The sequence below is a fragment of the Sphingopyxis panaciterrae genome, assembly GCF_011762125.1.
Taxonomy (GTDB): Bacteria; Pseudomonadota; Alphaproteobacteria; order Sphingomonadales; family Sphingomonadaceae; genus Sphingopyxis; species Sphingopyxis panaciterrae.
Genome location: NZ_JAASQN010000002.1, coordinates 931,848 through 949,853 on the forward strand (window position 1 = coordinate 931,848; position 18,006 = coordinate 949,853).

Sequence of the window (18,006 nt, forward strand, 5' to 3'; positions counted from 1 at the left end):
CACTGCGTCCAACCCTGTGACGATGCCGGACGCGGCGGCGGCGACGCGCGCCGCCCGAATGCCGAACGAACATTCGATTGGTGGCGCATGATATATTTCCCGTATATCATTGTCCACTGAACAAATTTATTCGCAAATTTCGGTTTCTTAGCCCAAAAAAACGATGAATAATTCCAAAATTCAGCAAAACCTCCTTGCCCAAAATCATTGAACGTCGTACAATAAATAGTACAGAAAATGGATCAGGTGGAGGATCAGGGAATGAAATCATCTAAACTTGCCGTCCTGCTGGGAGCTAGCTGCGGCGCATCGATCATGGCGGGGCTGGCATCGCCTGCTTATGCTCAGTCAGCGCCCGGCGCCGACGAGTCCGCCGAGATCGTCGTCACGGCGCAGAAACGCGAAGAGCGTCTCCAGGATGTTCCGTCGTCGATCGCCGTGCTGGGAGGCGCCGACCTTCAGTCCCAGAGCGCCGACACGCTCGAGGATTATGTGGCTCGCGTACCGGGCCTGTCGCTGAACGCGCGCGGCCTTGGCCAGCAGCAACTCACCATCCGCGGCATTTCGACCGGTGCGGGCTACGCGTCCACCGTTGCAACCTACATCGACGAGGCGCCCGTGGGCGCCAGCAACGGCGATGGCGCGGGCGGTCTCGTCACGCCCGAAATCGATTCGATCGACCTTTCGCGTGTCGAAATCCTCCGCGGCCCGCAAGGCACGCTTTACGGCGCGAGCAACATCGGCGGCCTGCTGAAATATGTGACGGTTGCTCCGAACCTCTCGCGCGTCGAAGCGGCCGCCTCGCTCGAAGGTTCGACCGTTGCCCACGGCGACGAAGGTTTTGCGGTTCGCGGGCGCGTCAGCGTTCCGCTCGTTACCGACAAGGTCGCGCTTCTGGCGAGCGGCTATATTCGCCGCGATGCAGGATTCGTCGACGACGACGGCCTCGGCCGTAAAGACCTTGATGCCATTCGCACCAAGGGCTGGCGCGTCGCACTGGCGGCAGAACCCGTCGAAGCGCTCCGCATCAGCCTCGCGACGATCGGCACGAACAAGAATGCCAACGGCTTCACCCAGATCGACGCCGATCCCGCCACGCTCGAAAGTCTGTACGGCGACTATGATCAGCGGCGCGCCGCGGGCTCGGAATTCCAGCGCACGCGCGTTCGCCTCCACTATGCCACGATCGCGTATGACCTTGGTTGGGGCGAACTGAGCTCGACGACCAGTTACAACCAGGTACGCACCCGGTCATCGGAGGACCAGACTTCGGCGTTCGCGCCCTTCTTCCCTGACGGCTTCGGTTTCGACGATCTTGGCTATGCCGGTGCATATGCGATTTCGCAAAACAAGCTGACGGAAGAACTTCGCCTCGCCGGCAAGGTGGGCGATATGTTCGACTTTGTCCTCGGCGGCTATTATTCGCGCGAACGCTCGACCACGAACGTGTCCTTCCCGACCTTTGACGCGGTAACGGGCGAGCCGATCAATATCGGCGTCTCGCTTCTCCAGTCGACGGCATATGGCAGGTATCGGGAATATGCCGGCTTCGCCCAGGGAACGGTGCATTTCACACCCGAACTCGAAATCACCGGCGGCATCCGCTATTCGGAGAACCGCCAGCGTTCGCTCACCATTTCCGATGGCCTGTTCGCAGGCGGACCGTCGACCGTCGAAAACCGGGCCAGCGGCTCTGCAACAACCTTCACCGTTGCGCCCAGCTACAAGATCACGCCGGACGTGACCCTTTATGCGCGCGTCGCAACGGGTTACCGCCCGGGCGGCAGCAATGGAACGGCAGCCCCGGTCGAACAATATGATCCCGACCGTGTCACCAACTATGAAGCCGGTATCAAGGGCTCCTTCGATGGCGGACGTGTGACCTTCGAACTTGCCGGCTTCTATGTCGACTGGACAAAGCTGCAGCTTCGCGTCCAATCGCCCGATACGGGGCTCAGCTACACCGACAACGTCGGCAAGGCGAGCAGCCGCGGCGTCGAGGCCAATCTCGCGTACAAGATCTCGCCCGAGTTCAGCATTGGTGCGACCGGCAGCTACGTCGATGCGAAGCTCGATCGCGATATCCCGTCGGGTCAGTTCGGCTTCAAGGGCGATCCCCTCCCCTACGCTCCCAAGTGGAAGATCGCCGCCAATGCCGATTTCGACAAGGAGATCGGCCCAGAGAGCAACTTCTTTGCCGGCGCGAGCCTCTATTACACGAGCGCAGTGAGCGGCGAATTCCGGACCGTCCCCGACGCCGTCCGTTCGCGCCTGCCTGGCTATGTCACCTTCGATGCGCGCACCGGGATCACGAAGGGTCCGTGGACGCTCTCGCTGCTCGCGAAGAACCTCTTCGACAAACGAGGCTTCAACGGCGTCACACAGCGAACGCTGGATGCGGACGGTCCGGTGTCGCTGAACATCATTCAGCCCCGCACATTCTCGGTCGCGCTTCGCTACCAGTATTGAGCCAAATGTCCGCAAGGCCATGTCGCTGTCGCCCGCTCTCTGAAGCGCGCGGCGGCGGCATGGCCTTCGCTTTTTGCGGGGCCTCCGCAACGAGGCGCGCCATCCAACAGGCCGCGCAGCCCTGGCGATGCCAGACCGATCGAAGGTCATTCCGAAATCGCTGCGCTACAATTTCGCAGCTGTGGTTGCAGCGAGCCGAGAGCGCCGGCCGCGTCCCCTGACATCACCGATGTTCATCGCGGGCGCGCGTAGCGGCCCGCGCTGATTACACTTGGCCGTTCGCCAGGATCACTCCGGCCATGGTCATGTTGATCGCCGCCCGGCGGCGGAACGCTGCAAAGGTGCCAACCGGATCGAACAGCCGCTGTGCCGCGTCCAGGTGCGGGCACCTGCGGCGACGGTGCCGGGCTGCCCGAAGCGATGGGGCGCCGCGCCGGCGCCTTATCGTGAGCCCAGAATGACGAGCGGCGTTTCGACGAGATCGCGGAATACTGCCATGAACACCTTGGCAATGGCGGACAGCGACAGCGCCTCCACGCCGCACAAGACCGGCGTTACGAGTCCGTCCTCGATCGCCACCGTCCTCGATACATCTACACGCTTGAAGCGGTGCAGGACGTCTTCGCCCTTTTGCATTCTCCAATCATCTGCGCCGGCACCGTCGGCGCTCGTTTCTATTGCGCCGTTGCTCCCTTGATCTCGTTCGGCAGGTCGTCCACCCACCATGCCTTCGGCTGCTTGCGTCCGCCGTCGGCCATCTCGTCGAGGGTGTTGCCATCGTAAAGCACACCGTTCTTCATCACTTCCACGATGCTGTTGGTGTTGCGGATGTCATCGATCGGGTTCTTCGCCAGCACCACGAGATCGGCGAGTTTGCCTTCCTCGATGCTGCCCAGATCCTGTTCGAGGCCGAGGCCCTCTGCCCCATGCATTGTGGCCGCGCGAAGGACTTCGAGCGGGGTCATGCCGCCGCTCGCAAGCAGCCACAATTCCCAGTGATAGGCGATGCCCTGAAGCTGCCCGTGCGAACCGACCGCCACCCGGGCTCCGGCATCGACCAGCTTCTTGTCCTCGGTCGCCAGTCGTTTGAAGACATATTCATTTTCGCTCGACCAGACCGGCCGTCGGCGCGTCATCGCATCGAGAATATGGTTGGGAACGAAATGCCGCAGTTTCGGGTCGTTCTGGACCTCGGTGGTTTCGTAGAAATAATCCTCGGAGAGCGGGCCGCCATAGGAAACGACCAAAGTCGGGGTGTAGGTGACCTTCGACTGTACCATCGCTTCGACAACGTCCTTGAAGAGCGGCGTTGTCGGCATGCTGTGTTCAAGGCCGGCAAAGCCGTCGAGGATGTGCGTGAGGTCGAGTTCGGTATCGGAATGCCCCTCGGTCGTCGGCATCAGTCCGAGTTCCTTCGAAGCCTGAATGAGCCACTGTCTCTGCTGCCGGTTGCCGGTGAGATAGGCCTTGATGTAGTTCAGCCGATAATTCTTCTTGTATGCGGCAAGATAGTCGCGCGCCTGCTCATAGGACTGAAAATCGGTCGTCCAGAAGACGCCGGGGCCGGTCGAATATGTGCGCGGGCCGACCTCCTGGCCCATGTCCACCAGATCCTGATAGGCCAGCGTATCGAAGGTCAGCGTCTGCACGTCGCGACCGGTCGTTACGCCATAAGCGAGATTGGCGGCGAAGTTCCAGTTGTTCGCCGGGTCCAGGACGCCGCGCCGGATATTGGTCCAGTGCGCGTGCAGGTCGAAGAAGCCCGGGACGATCGTCTTGCCGGCGACGTCGACAATGTGGGCATCCGCGGGCACGTCGAAGGAGCCCGATGGCCCGACCTTGCTGATGCGGTTGTCGCGGACGAGAATATCCGAATCCTCTATAATTTCGTCCCCCCGCATCGTGATCGTTCGCGCGCCGCGCAGCAGGATTGTGCCGCGCGGCGTCGCGCGCGGGAATTCGAGATTCACGGCAATTTCTTCGGGCTTGCCAAGGTCGGACCATGCCGCCGAAACCGGCTGGCGGAAAAAGGTCGCACCGACCGTCCACACGATCGTCGTGCCGTCGCCCGACCAGTCGATCGAGTCCGCGGCAAGTCCGCTGAGCCTGCGGACCGGGATGCTCGTTTTGGACCAGGCTCCGGGTGCGAGATCGACATCGACCGGCTTGCCGCCGAGTGCCGGGGCCGGAAACAGATAGGCGATATTGGCTGATCTTGCCGCGATCCAGCGCCCGTCGGGGCTGATCTGGACCTCGGCACCGCCGGTGTCCTGCATTTTCGGTTCGCCATTGAGAAGGATATTGATGTGCGTACGCTTGTCGGCGCCATCGAGGCGCATGGAGACGAGCCCGGCGGTGGTGGAAACGTAGACGCGGTCCGGCTGACTCGCGACGAAATGCGGCCGCTGGGCGTTCTCCACCGACCCGATCGCTTTCGCCTCCCCGCCCGCCGCCGGCAGCGCGATGAGTTCGAGCAACTCGCGCCCGACGAGGAACTCCGACGGCTTGTCGAGTTGCCACTGGCGAGGTCCGCGCAGGGCCACAATCGTCGCACCGTCGGGAGACCAGGCGAGATCGCGATAATAGGCGGGGACACGGCTGATCTGAACCGGTTTGCCGCCCTCGCTGCGGACCTTCCAGACCTGACCGCCGTTCGTCGACCAGGTCACATAGGCGATCCAGCGCCCGTCGGGTGACCAGATCGGCTGAAACTCGTTGTCGCCCGATGACGTCAGTCGCTTCGGCGTGCCGCCGAGGTCGGCCGTGTAGATATGCGTCGCGGCCGAGAATGCCAGCTTGCCTCCGTCTGGGGCCTGGCTGGCGCCCTGAAACACCCGCCACTTGACCGGCCCCTGCTCCACGCGCGTCGGGAAGGAAAGGAGCGGTCCTATATCCTGCGACACCCGCGCCGCGAAGGGCACCTCGGTTTCCTGACCGCTTGCCACGTCGATGCGATGGATCTTGCCGCCATAGGTCAGGACGACTTCCCTGCTGTCGGGCGTGAACGCATAACCTGGCAGGATATCGCGATTGAACGCGCTCCCATATTCCGACTCCATGTCGTCGGGCTGCACCGGCAGCTTCAGCCAGCGCTCGTCGCGGGTCCGCAAGTCGATCATCTTCAGCCCGGTTTGCGCGCCCTGGCGCGTGCCATAGGCGAGCATAGTTCCGTCGGGCGATATCTGCGGCCGGAAAGCGGCTCCGATCGACTGGGTGATTTGCGCCTCTTCGCCAGTGGTGCGATCGATGCGCATAATCTGCGACTTGGGAATGAAGTCCTGATATTCGGGCGTAAAATCGAAATCGGCGCCGCGCCGGGCGTAATAGATATATTTTCCGTCTGCCGAAGCCGTTGCGCCGATAGCGTTTGCCTCCTCAGTGGAAGGGGCCTTTTTATCCTCCGTGGCCTCTGTCACCTGCACGCCCGACCCGCCGTCGACATTATATTGCCAGAGTTCGAAAGCGCCATCGAGCTTGCGGCGTGACACGAGGACCTGCTTGCCGTCCTCGAGCCAGATCGGCGAGGCGAACTCGGCCTGTCGGTCCTGGCTGATCTGCCGCGCATTCGATCCGTCGGCCGAGGATATCCACACATTCTCGGCGCCGCCGCGATCGCTGATGTAAATGATCTGACGCCCATCGCGCGAAAAGCGGGGCTGGCTGTTAAAGGCCATACCGCTGGTGATCGGCCTGGCTTCGCCGCCTCCGATCGCAACCGTGTAGAGTTGCCCCAGCAGATCGAACACGACCGTCCTGCCGTCGGGTGAGACGTCTAGAGAAATCCACGTACCCTCATCGGTCTGGAACTCGATCTTGCGCTCGGGCTGCAACGGGAGCTGTGCATGCCCCACTGAAGGCAGCATTAGAATGGCGCTGAGAATCGCAGCCAGCGCGCCATGCTTCGATCGATTTTTCAACAAAGCGATACTCCCTTTAACGAACTATATCGGCGGTTCCCGACCTGTCGTCGCGAAACCGGCCCGCCGGCTGGTCCGCTACCGCTTGCAACCGCCAAGGTCGGATTGCGAGCGTGACAACGCCAAGCCGGAATAGGGGCCTGCCGAACCCTAGAATGCGTGCAAAACGCGAACCGTGAAGGAGCGGCCGAGCAGATCGCCGATACGGGTGGGGAAAATCGGCGGCGTGTCGAGCATATGATTCTCCGGGAGGCGGAACTGGGTTTTCTCCGTGGCATCGAACGTGGCGCCGAGGACGCCTTCCTCGGCGGCCTGCTCGGGATCAGCGGCCGACTCTTGGGCATATACAGGCTGGGCAAGACTGGCGATCGCCGTTGTGCCCAACGTCAGTACTTTCAAACTACAGGCAAAGCTGCTCCCGTCGTACTGCTTCAGCAACATCATCTTGCCTCCCCGAAATTCCGTACCGCCCCCATTTCCCCGCGCATGACGGAGACGGATGACTCGCCCGGAACGCGGACAGTCCCGTCCGCGACGCTTTTGTTACATTTTCATTGTACGTAGCACAAGTTATATTATACGTCGTACAAGATAATTGAAATGGCCTCACGTCCCAAGGCACGGATCGTGCGATCGCCGATTAGTCCGTGCCGCCCCATGCCTTCCTAGAAAAATTCCACATATTGTATAGGTTTTTGGTAAGTCTTCTTGAGCGACTATCAAACCAATGCGCTAGCTCGCGCGATGCTGCATTCGGCGCGCGCTGACCATCTTATCGGCTGATCGGAAAAATATGCACAGTGCATTATGATAGATATTTATTGTACGATAAACATCAAATGTCTACGAATCGGCAGATCGGAGCGGAGGTGCAGGACCTGACAGCTGGCATGTTGATATGCGGAGCGAATTCGCGCGCCGCCAATCGGTCCGCCGCATGACAACAAGACAGGATTGGCGACCGGACCGGCACCGACCAGCATCGAGGGGAGATAAAATGAGCGACAATGGCCACCTGTCAAAGGCCCTGTCGGATCGACATATCCAGTTTATCGCGCTCGGCGGCGCGATCGGTGCGAGCCTGTTTGTCGGAAGCGGCCAGGGTATCAGCATGGCCGGGCCGGGAATTCTTCTCGCCTTCCTCATCGCCGGAGCGGCAGTCTACCTGATGTCGCGCGCCATGGGCGAAATGATCCTCGCCAATCCCGACTCCCCGACCTTCGCCGCGCTCGTCGACCGATACGTCGGCCGCTGGGCGGGATTCGTCTCGGGGTGGAGCTATTGGCTCATCTGGGCGCTAGTCGGCGTCCTCGAAGCCACCGCGATCGGACTGGTGTGCAAATATTGGTATCCGGGCCTTCCCCAGTGGATACCCGCACTAACGGCCCTGCTGCTGCTATACGCAATCAACCGCCTCGCCGTGCGCCTCTTCGGCGAATTCGAATTCTGGCTTACCTCGATCAAGATCGTGACCATCGTCATCCTGATCGTGGGGGGCGCGGCGATGGCGGCCCTCCATCTCGGACCGGACGGGCAGGAAGCCGACATCGCCAACCTCTGGAATGACGGGGGCTTCTTTCCGTTCGGCCTTGCGGGCTGCCTTGCTGCCTTGCCGCTTGCAGTCTTTGCCTTCGGCGGCACCGAATTGCTCGGTGTCACTGCGGCGGAAACGGCCGACCCGCGCCGCTCGATCCCGCGCGCCGTCAATGGCGTGATCTTCCGTATCCTTTTCTTCTACATCGGTTCGCTCGCGGTCATCATGATGGTCGCCAACTGGCGCTCCCTGTCGCCCGACATCAGTCCGTTCGTACTTGTTTTCGAGCGCGCCGGATTTGCCTATGCGGCGGCCGTCGTCAACTTCGTCGTCCTCACCGCGATCGTCTCGTCGCTGAACAGCGGCATCTTCGCTACGGGCAGGATGCTCTATTCACTCGCCTTGTTGGGCGACGCACCAGCCCCGCTCGCGTATCTCGACCGACGCCAACTCCCAGCGAATGGCATCAATCTCTCGATGGTCGTGATGCTGGCCGGGGTAAGCTTCAACTATATCTTCCCCGAGCAAGTTTTCGGCTTCCTCGTTTCGGTTGTCGCGGCCCTGCTGCTGCTGACCTGGTCGCTGATCATTTTCGCGCACCTGCGCTTCCGCCGCACCGGCGAAAGCGACGCCGGCTTCGCCATGCCATTCTTCCCCTGGTCGAACCGGCTGGCGCTCGGCTTCTATGCGGGCATCGCGGCGCTGCTATGCCTCGACCCCGGCTCGCGAGCGACCGTTTACAGTTTCGCGGTGTGGGTGACGATCATCTCGCTGGCCTATGTCGTGAGGCATTGGCGCGGAAAAATTCAGGAGTGACAGCGGGCCAACCGCCTCCACGCACGGGTATCGATCTGCTCGACTGTCTGCGGGACGTCGTCAGAGACGATCTCGCAGCCGTTGCGGGTGACAAGGTAAACGTCATCGAATGGCCCGGGCACCGCCGCTGACTGCGATTGCCGCCACGGCACCGACGATAAGGTTCCTGCGCTTCATTCCGCCTTTCCCGTCGACCGACCCTGTCGATAAGCCACGGCCATACCACCTATACATTGTCCAATTAAATCGCCGCAGACTTATGCACCGCAATATTTCGTCGTGCGCGCACCGGAGGCGACGCCAATCCCAGGATTGAGTTTTCTCTGAAATTTCCATGCAACAAGGGAACGGCGCTGCGAATGCCGTTACCTGCCCCGCTGCCGAACATACACTTGCGATAAGGACGAAACTCGTGATATTAATTGTTCAACGTACAATACAACTCGCCACTCAGGGGCGGCAACGGGATGGAGGGAACGATCATGCGTTATGCAACTGCATTTGGGATCGCCGTAACAATGGGGGCGCAGGCCATGCCCGCGCCAGCGCGGGCGAACGATCTGCTGTCGGTGCTGCCGCCGCGCCTCGGCCAATGCGCTGCCACTCCCGCCCCGCCGGCGGCGACCGGCTACACACGTGATGCCATCTATGTCCCGCTTCATGACGGTGTGCGGCTGGCGATCGATATTCTGAAGCCAGCGGGGTCCAACGGCAGGAAGCTCCCGACCATCTTTGTATCGACCCGATATGGTCGCAGCTCGCCGGCTCGGGATGCCAATGCCGAACAGCGCGGTTGGCTTGCTCAGGGTTACGCCGTGGTACTCGCCGACGTGCGCGGGACAGGCGCCTCTTTCGGGACATGGTATATCCCCTATTCGCGCCAGGAAGCGGAGGATGTCGGCGAACTTGCGAAATGGATCGCCGCCCAACCCTGGTCGAACGGCAGCGTCGCGACCACCGGCACCTCCTATCCCGGGACGACGGCGCTGATCGCCCCGGCTTTCGGCAGCCCGGCAGTGAAGGCCAGCGTCCCCCGCTTTTCGGACTTCGATATGTATTCGGACCTGCTTTTTCCCGGCGGCGCGGTGGCGCAGGACCTTATCGTGACCTGGGGCCGCTTCGTTCGTGAAATGGATCTCAACGAGAATGTGCCGGGCGTTCGACCGGTCGATGGCGCCGACGGCAGCAAGCTCCTTGCGCAGGCCGTGGATGAGCATCGCCGCGCCGAGTGGAGCTTCGAACACGCCGCCGAGGATGTAACGTTTCGCGACGAGCCGCTGAAGCGATTCGGCGGCCTGCCGATCGACGAAGCGGGAACCTTCCATCTGCAAGATCGCATCGAGGCCTCGCGCGTGCCGATCTTCGGCTGGGCCAGCTGGCTCGATTCCGGGACGGCGCAGGGCCTCGCCAATCGTTTTTCGAGCTGGTCCAATCCGCAAGTGTCGATCATCGGGGCCTGGTCGCACGGCGCAGGGCACGATTCCGATCCGTTCAAGCCTGCCGATCAGCCGCTGGAGGTCTCGCGAGAATTGCAGGAGCGCCTCTACGGCTGCTTCATCGCGCCCTATATGCAAGGAACTGTTGTCGCGCCCGAGCATATGCTGATCTACTACACGATGGGCGAGGATCGCTGGAAGACGACGACCAGCTGGCCGCTCGCCGAGACCCGTATGCAGAAATTCTTCCTCTCCGCCGGCGCCACCCTTACCGGCAAGCCGCCTGTTGCGAGCGGCAAGGACAGCTACAAGGTCGATTTCACCGCGACGAGCGGCAAGACGTCGCGCTGGGCGACACAGGCGAACGGTGACGATGTTATCTATCCCGACCGAAGCGCGGCCGATCGCCAGCTCCTTGCCTACACCAGCGCGCCGCTCGAAGCCGACATGGAGGTGACAGGCCACGCGATGGTGACGCTGCAACTCGCCAGCTCGCAGTCCGATGGCGTCGTCTTCGCCTATCTTGAAGATGTCGCGCCGGACGGGCGGGTGACCTATGTCACCGAAGGTGAGCTACGGATGCTCCACCGCAAGTTTTCCAAATCTGGGGGCGCGTACAAAACCAGCTATCCGAGCCAGAGCTTCAAGCGTGCCGACGCGGCGCCGATGACGCCGGGCACCCTCGAGACCTTGAGCTTCCAGCTGCTTCCGACGTCGGTCCTGTTCCGCAAGGGCCACCGGATCCGGGTCGCCTTTGCCGGTGCCGACGCCGACAATTTCAAGCGGATGCCGGTATCAGGAGACGGAAGCTGGGCCGTTGCCCGGGGCGGCAAAAGCGCATCCTATATCGAACTCCCCGTCATCCCCCGCAAATAGCCACGGCGCGGCGAGCGGCAGTTGCTGCGCGGTCTATCCGCCCAACTGCTGCTTGAGCGGCATATCCACGTCCGAAAGCTGCTCCGCAGTCGCATGCATGCCAACGGTAACGATCATCCGGCCTGCACATAGGCCTTGGTCACCTTGATGCAATCGATCGCGATGACCTTGCCGACTTCAGATAGACGATCGAAAAGCTGCGTTTCGCGACGTCGCCGCGCAGCACCGGCTGATCATAGCCGGTCGAAAGGCTGGCGGGTCGCCGATGATCGCGATGCTGCCCTCGAACTTCTGCGTGCGCGGCATCACCGTGGCCTGCGCGGCGCCATGCCCGGCGCCGACGATCATGACATCATATTTCAATCGGATTCCCCGGATTACGAATGTTGAAGGCGCGCTCGTCGAGGCGCGCGCACGACACACCTGCGCTGTCGGACCCGCTAGTCGCCAGCCTCCGCGAGATCGAGAGCGACGTCGACGATCATGTCTTCCTGTCCCCCGACCATGCGCCTCCGACCGAGCTCGACGAGAATCTGCCGCGTGTCGACGCCATAATCTTCGCTCGCTTTCTCCGCATGCCGCAGGAAGGAGGAATAGACGCCCGCATATCCCAGGCTCAGCGTTTCGCGATCGACGCGGACCGGGCGATCCTGCAGCGGCCGGACCAGTTCCTCCGCGGCGTCCATGAGCTTGTAGAGATCGCAGCCGTGCTTCCAGCCCTTGCGGTCTGCCGCGGCGATGAAGACCTCGAGCGGCGCGTTGCCCGCCCCCGCCCCCATTCCGGCAAGGCTGGCGTCAATGCGGATCGCGCCAGCCTGCACGCCGACGATCGAGTTCGCAACGCCAAGCGAGAGATTGTGATGCGCGTGGATCCCGCGCTGCGTCTCAGGTTTGAGAAACCGGTCATAGGCCTCGCACCGGGCGCGATAATCATCCATGTCCATCGCGCCGCCGCTATCGGTCACATAGACGCAGTGCGCGCCATAATCTTCCATCAGCTTCGCCTGCGCCGCGAGCGCATCCGGCTCGGACATATGACTCATCATCAGAAAGCCCGAGACGTCCATGCCAAGATTTCGCGCCGCCTCGATGTGCTGTCTGGAGATATCGGCCTCGGTGCAATGCGTCGCCACGCGGACCGAACGGACCCCGAGCGCGAAGGCATGCTTCAGTTCCTCGATTGTCCCGATGCCGGGGATGAGCAGCGTCGTCAGGACGCTGTGCTCGAGGACATCGGCAACCGCTTCAAGCCACTCCCAGTCGGTATGGGCTCCGAAGCCATAGTTGAAGGAGGACCCGTTGAGGCCGTCGCCATGGGCGACTTCGATCGCATCGACTTTCGCTTCATCAAGGGCCCGGGCAATCGCGCGAACATGATCGAGGCCATATTGATGACGGATAGCGTGCATGCCGTCCCGCAGCGTGACATCTTGAATGTAGAGCTTCGTGACCGTCGGATCGAAAGTCATCACGCCGCCTCCTTCGCGAGCCGACGAGCGGCGATTTTCTCGGCCGTCGCCAAAGCGGCCGAGGTCATGATATCGAGATTGCCCGCATAAGCCGGCAGATAATCCGCGGCGCCCTCGACTTCGAGGAAGACGCTGGTCTTGATCCCCTCGAAGCTGCCAAGGCCCGGAATGCGCACCGGATTGTTCGAGCCGAAACGTTCGAACTGGACCTTCTGCTTCAGCCGATATCCGGGAACATAGGCATTGACCTTTGCGACCATCGCCTCGATCGCAGCTTCGATCGCGACTTCGTCCGCCCCCGAGGAGAGGGTGAAGACTGTATCGCGCATCAACATCGGCGGCTCGGCCGGATTGAGGATGATGATCGCCTTGCCCTTGGCGGCTCCGCCGACATCTTTGATTCCCCGCGATGTCGTCTCGGTGAACTCGTCGATGTTTGCGCGCGTACCGGGACCGGCCGAGCGTGAAGAAATCGACGCCACGATCTCGGCATAGTGGACGGTCGCCACCGACGATACCGCGGCGACTATCGGGATCGTCGCCTGGCCGCCGCAGGTGACCATATTGACGTTGGGCGCGTCGAGGTGCGCATCGCCATTGACGACAGGGATAACATAGGGGCCGATCGCGGCGGGCGTCAGGTCGATCATCACCTTGCCTTCACCGATGACCGCTGCGCTGTGAGCCTTGTGTGCGCTCGCAGAAGTGGCGTCGAAAACGATACCGGTTTCGCCCCAGTCGGAAAGCGCCTTCAGCCCGGCTAGGCCTTCGTGCGTCGTGGCGACGCCGAGCCGCCTCGCGCGGTCGAGCCCATCCGATTTCGGGTCGATCCCCACCAGGGCCGCAATCTCCAGCACGTCGGAGTTACGCAATATCTTGATCATCAGATCGGTGCCTATATTACCCGAGCCGATGATCGCCGCCTTCACCTTGCCGCTCATTTCCCGGCTCCTTCATATTCGAATGAGGCCGTACCGAGCCCCCCTATTCTCGCAGTAACGCGATCACCCGGCGTCAGCGCCACCATGGAGCCGAGAGCTCCGGTCAGAACGACGTCACCGGCGCGGAGCGACGCCCCCGTCGCCGCGAGCCTTCGGGCAAGCCAGGCGGCCGCATTCAGAGGGTGCCCAAGGCAGGCAGCTCCGGCGCCGAGCGAAGCGACCGCACCGCCGACCTCCATCACCATTCCGCAGCTATAAAGATCGAGCCCGCCCGGCGACTTACGTTCCTGCCCGAGCACGAAAAATGCTGACGAACCATTGTCGGCAACCGTATCGGCGAACGTGATCTTCCAGTCGGCGATGCGGCTGTCGACGATCTCGATCGCGGCGACAGCGCAGTCCGCCGCGGCGAGGAGCGTTTCGGGGGTGGCGCCCGGATCATCGATATCGCGCGCGAGAATGATCGCGACCTCGGCCTCGGCCTTGGGCTGCAGGACCTGGTTGCGCCGCAGGGTTCCGCCATCGGCGATCTGCATGTCGGCGAACAGGACGCCGAAGTCAGGCTGATCGACGCCGAGTTGGGTCTGAACCGCCTTGGCAGTCAGGCCGACTTTCCGGCCGACGATGCGGCGGCCCTGTTGAACCCAGAAGCGCGTGTTGACCGCCTGAATGCCGTATGCCGCCTCGGCGTCGGTCGGTTCCATGATATCGCGAAGCGGCGCCACCGCGCCGCCCTGATAGGCATCGCGAAGCCTCCGCGCCGCAGCGATATATTGTTCGGACATTACCAATTCTCCTCAGGCCGAGATCGTCAGACCGCCGTCCGAGAGAAGCATCGCGCCGGTGACATAGGCGCTCTCCTCCCGGCTCGCCAGCAGCACGAACAGGCTCGCATGATCGTCGGGGCTCGAAACGCGCCCCATCAGCATATGCTTGTTCATCGCTTCCATGCGGTCGCTGTTCGCATTCATTTCCATCCCGGCCTGGTCGAGCGACGACGGGCCTGAGAGCGCGGTATCGGTTGCGCCGGGCGCGACGCCGTTCACGCGCACGAGCGGCGCGAACTCTTTCGCAAGCTGCATCACGGCGCCGCGGAGGGCGAATTTCGAGGCGGTGTAGAGAACGCCGCCGCCGCCGCCGAGAAAACAGGCGTTCGAACCGGTCACGACGACCGAACCGCGGCTTTCGCGAAGCGCACCCAGCGCGGCATGCGCGCCGTAGACGGCGCCGAGCAGGTTCACGCCGAAGATTTCGTCGAAGGCGCTCCTGATCTGCTCGGGGGTCTGTTTCTCGATCCGCTTGTGAAAGTCCCAGAGCCCAGCGTTCGCCACATAGGCATCGAGCCCGTCGAAACTCCCGACCGCTGCTGCAACAGCGCGCTCGGCGGTATCATACTGGTCGACGCTCCCGACCACCACGATACAACCTTCGGCCTCCAGCGATGCGACATCGGCCTCCTTGCGGACGACGGCCACCACCTTCGCACCCTCGGCCAGATAGCGGCGGACGATGGCGCGCCCGATGCCCGATGCCGAGCCGGTGACGACGGTGCGATATCCTGCAAGCCGTCCCATCAGAAAAATGCCGACAGATTCTTGGTGAGCAGAACCGACTGAGGGAACAGGATCAACCGACCCGCCACCTCGATCCTGTCGCCGACCATGCGCAGGAGGTCGCGCCTCCGGCCGACGAGCTGCGCCTCGTCATGTTCCGAGCGATTGCGATACTGGACGAAGGCACTGTGCACCTCATATTCGCCCGTCGTACCTGTCTCGAAGGCCTCGACATTGGAAATCAGATAGACATGCCGCGTCGGCGGATCCTCGGTCCACACCAGGTTCGAGGCAAGGCGGCCGAGGCGAACAGCGATGTCGGCCTTGGTCTCGTCGAACATCGCCATATTGTCGGCGGACAAGGACGGGCGATTGTCGCGCCGAAACCGGTTTTCGCGCAGCGGCATCCAGTAGAAGAGATCGTCGGCGAGCAAATCGTACCAGCGGTCGTAAAATTCCTCGTCGAGGAGGCGCGCTTCCATCCGGTAGAAGGCTTCGATCCGCGCCAGATCCGCGGCCGATGCGGGCGCGCCGCCCCCCTCCATTGCGAGAAGCGCTGCAGCGGCGGCGCGGCGCGCCTTGCGGTCCAGCGTCGGGTAGGTCGAATAGTCGGGCTTCGCCGATGCCGCGGCCCCACTCATTCCGCCGCCTCCGCGGGTGCTGCGGGCTTCTCAAGCGGAATGTCCTGCCACGTCTCGGCGTTCATCATTTCCGCCCATTTCTTGTAGAAGAGACGCTGGTTGGCGTCGGACAGCTGGCCCAGCGTCACCGTACCCGGAAGGCTGTCATCGTCGAGCTCGCCCTCGGGGGCCATCGCGTAGCACAGCCTCTGATTCCGGGTGACGAAGCCGGCATTGGCGGCGGTCGAATGTTCCCAATTTTCTCCGTCATCCATTTCGAGCAGACCCGATGGCGAGAAGGTGCGCATCGAGCCCCGCCGGAATCGGTCCTTGATGTCGTCGGGCATGTTCTTCGGCACCAGCGTCCAGGCATGGATTTCGGTCTTGGTCGGCCCCTTCGGCTGGAAGGTGCGGAATGTGAAATAGCCCGGAAGGAAGGAAAAATTGGGGAAAATGTTCGCCGAGGCGACGGAGCCCCACATCTTTGCGCGAAACTCGCCGAGCCGCGCGGTGATCGCTTCCTGCCGCGACTTCATATAGCGCAGCATTTCGCGATCCCCCATCGTCGCGGCATTGCCGAGAAAACTGTCGTTGAACTCCCAGCCATGACCGTTCACCGACACCTGCCAGCTCCGCTCATTCTCGACGATCACGCCGCCGTGGCGACCGAGGGTGGGCTCGGAGCCGCCAAGGTGGGTCCACAGCGCGTGATAGATATCGCCCACGAAATTGTCCGCCGGGAACTTCCAGTTGCAGTTCATGACCGAACGGGTCGCTCCGCCGGGCAGGAACTCGGTACCGCCCTCCTCGACGTCGAGCACGGCATCGAGATACCAGCGAAAGTCGCCGAGCCAGTCACCGAGCGACGGCGCTTCCTCGTCGAACGTCGCGAAGACGAGCCCCTTGTAGCTTTCGACACGGGCCCGCTTCAGGCCCCAGTCTTCCATGCGGAAGCCTGGCGTCGCCTTGTATAGGGCCATTTTCGGCATACGCTTCAGCGCGCCATCGAGACCGAAGGCCCAGCCATGGTAATTGCAGGTGAACTGCCTTCCCTGCCCGCTGTCGGCAAAGCAGACCCGGTTGCCGCGATGCGGACAGCTGTTGAGAAAGACTTTGATCGAACGGTCCGACGCGCGCGCGACGATGACATTGTCCTGCGCCATATAGGTCGTCACGAAAGCTCCCGGCTCCTCGATCTGGCTCTCGTGCGCGACGAACAGCCAGCTCCGCGCGAACACGCGTTCCAGTTCCTGTTCGTAGATCGCGGGATCCCAGAAAATGCGACGGTCGATGTGGCCACGTTGCCAGTCGACGAGCCCCGATACGTTGATGCTCATGCTGCATTGTCCTCGAGCTTGTGCGAAAGATCATTCGGCCACTGCGGCGCACTTGCCTCCGCTGCGACGAGCTGCCGATAATCCCGCACCAGTTCATCGACGATCGCGGCGACGGGCTGGACCAAACGGGTCGTACCGACCGCGTGCCCGGCGCCCCAGATATGCTTCCAGGCCTTGGTGTCCTGGAGGTTCGAGAAGTCGATCTTCTTCTTCACCTCGAGCGTTTCGGGCGTGAAGCCGGCGCGGTCGAGGCTTTCGCGCATCCAGTTCGAGGGGATGCCGGTGACGGCCATCGTCGTGACGATATCTTCCATCCCGGTACGCACCAGCATGTCGCGATTGTCATCGGACACCGTCGCTTCGGGCGTGGCGATGAACCGCGTTCCCATATAGGCGAAATCGGCTCCCAACGCCTGCGCCGCGCGAATGCCCCGCGCGCTGCCGATCGCGCCGCCGAGGATCAGCGGCCCATCCCAGAAGCCGCGGACTTCCTCGACCAGCGCGAAGGCGCTGTACTGGCCGGTGTGGCCACCGGCCCCCGTCGCGACGAGGATCAACCCGTCCGCACCCGCGTCGATCGCCTTGCGCGCCTGCTGCGCGCTGATGACGTCGGAGAAGACCGCGCCGCCATAAGCGTGAATCCGGTCCAGCGGCCGCCGCGGGCTTCCCAGCGCGGTGACCACGATGCGCGGCTTATATTCGCAGATCAGGTCGAGTTCGGCGTCGAAACGCGGATAGGTGGGATGGACGATCATGTTGATCGCCCACATGCCCGGCCGGCCGGCCGCTGCGAGTTCGCTCGCGATCTGCGGCAGCCAGGCCGCGAGATCTTCGATCATGCGCGCATTCGGACAGGGGAAGGCACCGATCACGCCCGCCTTCCCGGCCGCAATCACGAGTTCGGGGCCGGAAATGAGAAACATCGGTGCGACGAACAGCGGAAGCCGGAGCTCGCGATTGAGATCGTCGACTAGCGAACGGTTGCTGGGCATCTGAATACTTTCCGGGTCGATAGACGGCGAGGCGACCAGCCGCGCG

Annotated in this window: 14 protein-coding genes; 3 read left to right on the forward strand and 11 right to left on the reverse strand. The window is 62.5% G+C overall.

The window, feature by feature from the left end; all coding sequences use genetic code 11:
* Nucleotides 1–261 precede the first annotated feature (261 nt).
* Entirely contained in the window at nucleotides 262–2,469 is a 2,208-nt protein-coding gene (locus FHR22_RS11820; RefSeq protein ID WP_166942405.1) for a TonB-dependent receptor, read from the forward strand.
* 441 nt (nucleotides 2,470–2,910) lie between these two features.
* On the opposite strand, the gene FHR22_RS11825 is transcribed toward FHR22_RS11820, so the two are convergent.
* From FHR22_RS11825 to FHR22_RS11835, 3 genes are all read right to left on the reverse strand, one after another.
* The gene (locus tag FHR22_RS11825) at nucleotides 2,911–3,105 is read right to left on the reverse strand and encodes a 2-oxo acid dehydrogenase subunit E2 (protein WP_166942408.1); all 195 of its coding nucleotides are present in this window, start codon (nucleotides 3,103–3,105) and stop codon (nucleotides 2,911–2,913) included.
* A 38-nt stretch (nucleotides 3,106–3,143) separates the two neighbouring features.
* Nucleotides 3,144–6,389: an amidohydrolase family protein gene (locus tag FHR22_RS11830; protein WP_166942412.1), complete on the reverse strand. Its 3,246-nt coding sequence runs from the start codon at nucleotides 6,387–6,389 to the stop codon at nucleotides 3,144–3,146.
* A 147-nt stretch (nucleotides 6,390–6,536) separates the two neighbouring features.
* Entirely contained in the window at nucleotides 6,537–6,830 is a 294-nt protein-coding gene (locus FHR22_RS11835) for a hypothetical protein (RefSeq protein ID WP_166942415.1), read from the reverse strand.
* A 553-nt stretch (nucleotides 6,831–7,383) separates the two neighbouring features.
* On the opposite strand from FHR22_RS11835, the gene FHR22_RS11840 reads away from it, so the two are divergent.
* Nucleotides 7,384–8,736 carry an amino acid permease gene (locus tag FHR22_RS11840; protein WP_166942418.1) on the forward strand — a complete coding sequence of 451 codons (1,353 nt, stop codon included), beginning with the start codon at nucleotides 7,384–7,386 and terminating at the stop codon, nucleotides 8,734–8,736.
* Between the two features lie 482 nt (nucleotides 8,737–9,218).
* Nucleotides 9,219–11,048: a CocE/NonD family hydrolase gene (locus tag FHR22_RS11845; protein ID WP_166942422.1), complete on the forward strand. Its 1,830-nt coding sequence runs from the start codon at nucleotides 9,219–9,221 to the stop codon at nucleotides 11,046–11,048.
* 177 nt (nucleotides 11,049–11,225) lie between these two features.
* Here FHR22_RS11845 and FHR22_RS11850 read toward each other — a convergent pair whose 3' ends face one another.
* From FHR22_RS11850 to FHR22_RS11885, 8 genes are all read right to left on the reverse strand, one after another.
* Nucleotides 11,226–11,396, reverse strand: a complete 171-nt coding sequence (locus FHR22_RS11850) for a hypothetical protein (RefSeq protein WP_166942426.1) — start codon at nucleotides 11,394–11,396, stop codon at nucleotides 11,226–11,228.
* A 92-nt stretch (nucleotides 11,397–11,488) separates the two neighbouring features.
* The gene (dmpG, locus tag FHR22_RS11855; RefSeq protein ID WP_166942429.1) at nucleotides 11,489–12,517 is read right to left on the reverse strand and encodes a 4-hydroxy-2-oxovalerate aldolase; all 1,029 of its coding nucleotides are present in this window, start codon (nucleotides 12,515–12,517) and stop codon (nucleotides 11,489–11,491) included.
* The gene (locus FHR22_RS11860) at nucleotides 12,517–13,458 is read right to left on the reverse strand and encodes an acetaldehyde dehydrogenase (acetylating) (RefSeq protein WP_166942432.1); all 942 of its coding nucleotides are present in this window, start codon (nucleotides 13,456–13,458) and stop codon (nucleotides 12,517–12,519) included. Before FHR22_RS11860 ends, dmpG begins: the two co-directional genes overlap by 1 nt.
* Entirely contained in the window at nucleotides 13,455–14,243 is a 789-nt protein-coding gene (locus tag FHR22_RS11865; protein WP_166942435.1) for a 2-keto-4-pentenoate hydratase, read from the reverse strand. The genes FHR22_RS11860 and FHR22_RS11865 overlap by 4 nt, the downstream gene beginning before the upstream one ends.
* Before the next feature lie 12 nt (nucleotides 14,244–14,255).
* Nucleotides 14,256–15,032 (reverse strand): SDR family oxidoreductase, encoded by a 777-nt coding sequence (locus tag FHR22_RS11870; protein ID WP_166942438.1) that lies wholly within the window; start codon nucleotides 15,030–15,032, stop codon nucleotides 14,256–14,258.
* Nucleotides 15,032–15,652 (reverse strand): 3-phenylpropionate/cinnamic acid dioxygenase subunit beta, encoded by a 621-nt coding sequence (locus FHR22_RS11875; RefSeq protein ID WP_166942443.1) that lies wholly within the window; start codon nucleotides 15,650–15,652, stop codon nucleotides 15,032–15,034. The genes FHR22_RS11870 and FHR22_RS11875 overlap by 1 nt, the downstream gene beginning before the upstream one ends.
* A complete protein-coding gene (locus FHR22_RS11880) occupies nucleotides 15,649–16,968 on the reverse strand; it encodes an aromatic ring-hydroxylating dioxygenase subunit alpha (protein WP_166942446.1) in 1,320 nt (439 codons plus the stop codon). The genes FHR22_RS11875 and FHR22_RS11880 overlap by 4 nt, the downstream gene beginning before the upstream one ends.
* Nucleotides 16,965–17,960, reverse strand: a complete 996-nt coding sequence (locus FHR22_RS11885) for an NAD(P)H-dependent flavin oxidoreductase (protein ID WP_166942449.1) — start codon at nucleotides 17,958–17,960, stop codon at nucleotides 16,965–16,967. Before FHR22_RS11885 ends, FHR22_RS11880 begins: the two co-directional genes overlap by 4 nt.
* Nucleotides 17,961–18,006: the final 46 nt, after the last annotated feature.

Excerpts from the sequence above, each read along its gene's own strand:
- FHR22_RS11820 (WP_166942405.1), top strand. The coding sequence starts at position 262 with ATGAAATCATCTAAACTTGCCGTCCTGCTGGGAGCTAGCTGCGGCGCA.
- FHR22_RS11825 (WP_166942408.1), bottom strand. The coding sequence starts at position 3,105 with ATGCAAAAGGGCGAAGACGTCCTGCACCGCTTCAAGCGTGTAGATGTA.
- FHR22_RS11835 (WP_166942415.1), bottom strand. The coding sequence starts at position 6,830 with ATGATGTTGCTGAAGCAGTACGACGGGAGCAGCTTTGCCTGTAGTTTG.
- FHR22_RS11840 (WP_166942418.1), top strand. The coding sequence starts at position 7,384 with ATGAGCGACAATGGCCACCTGTCAAAGGCCCTGTCGGATCGACATATC.
- FHR22_RS11845 (WP_166942422.1), top strand. The coding sequence starts at position 9,219 with ATGCGTTATGCAACTGCATTTGGGATCGCCGTAACAATGGGGGCGCAG.
- FHR22_RS11850 (WP_166942426.1), bottom strand. The coding sequence starts at position 11,396 with ATGATCGTCGGCGCCGGGCATGGCGCCGCGCAGGCCACGGTGATGCCG.
- dmpG (WP_166942429.1), bottom strand. The coding sequence starts at position 12,517 with ATGACTTTCGATCCGACGGTCACGAAGCTCTACATTCAAGATGTCACG.
- FHR22_RS11860 (WP_166942432.1), bottom strand. The coding sequence starts at position 13,458 with ATGAGCGGCAAGGTGAAGGCGGCGATCATCGGCTCGGGTAATATAGGC.
- FHR22_RS11865 (WP_166942435.1), bottom strand. The coding sequence starts at position 14,243 with ATGTCCGAACAATATATCGCTGCGGCGCGGAGGCTTCGCGATGCCTAT.
- FHR22_RS11870 (WP_166942438.1), bottom strand. The coding sequence starts at position 15,032 with ATGGGACGGCTTGCAGGATATCGCACCGTCGTCACCGGCTCGGCATCG.
- FHR22_RS11875 (WP_166942443.1), bottom strand. The coding sequence starts at position 15,652 with ATGAGTGGGGCCGCGGCATCGGCGAAGCCCGACTATTCGACCTACCCG.
- FHR22_RS11880 (WP_166942446.1), bottom strand. The coding sequence starts at position 16,968 with ATGAGCATCAACGTATCGGGGCTCGTCGACTGGCAACGTGGCCACATC.
- FHR22_RS11885 (WP_166942449.1), bottom strand. The coding sequence starts at position 17,960 with ATGCCCAGCAACCGTTCGCTAGTCGACGATCTCAATCGCGAGCTCCGG.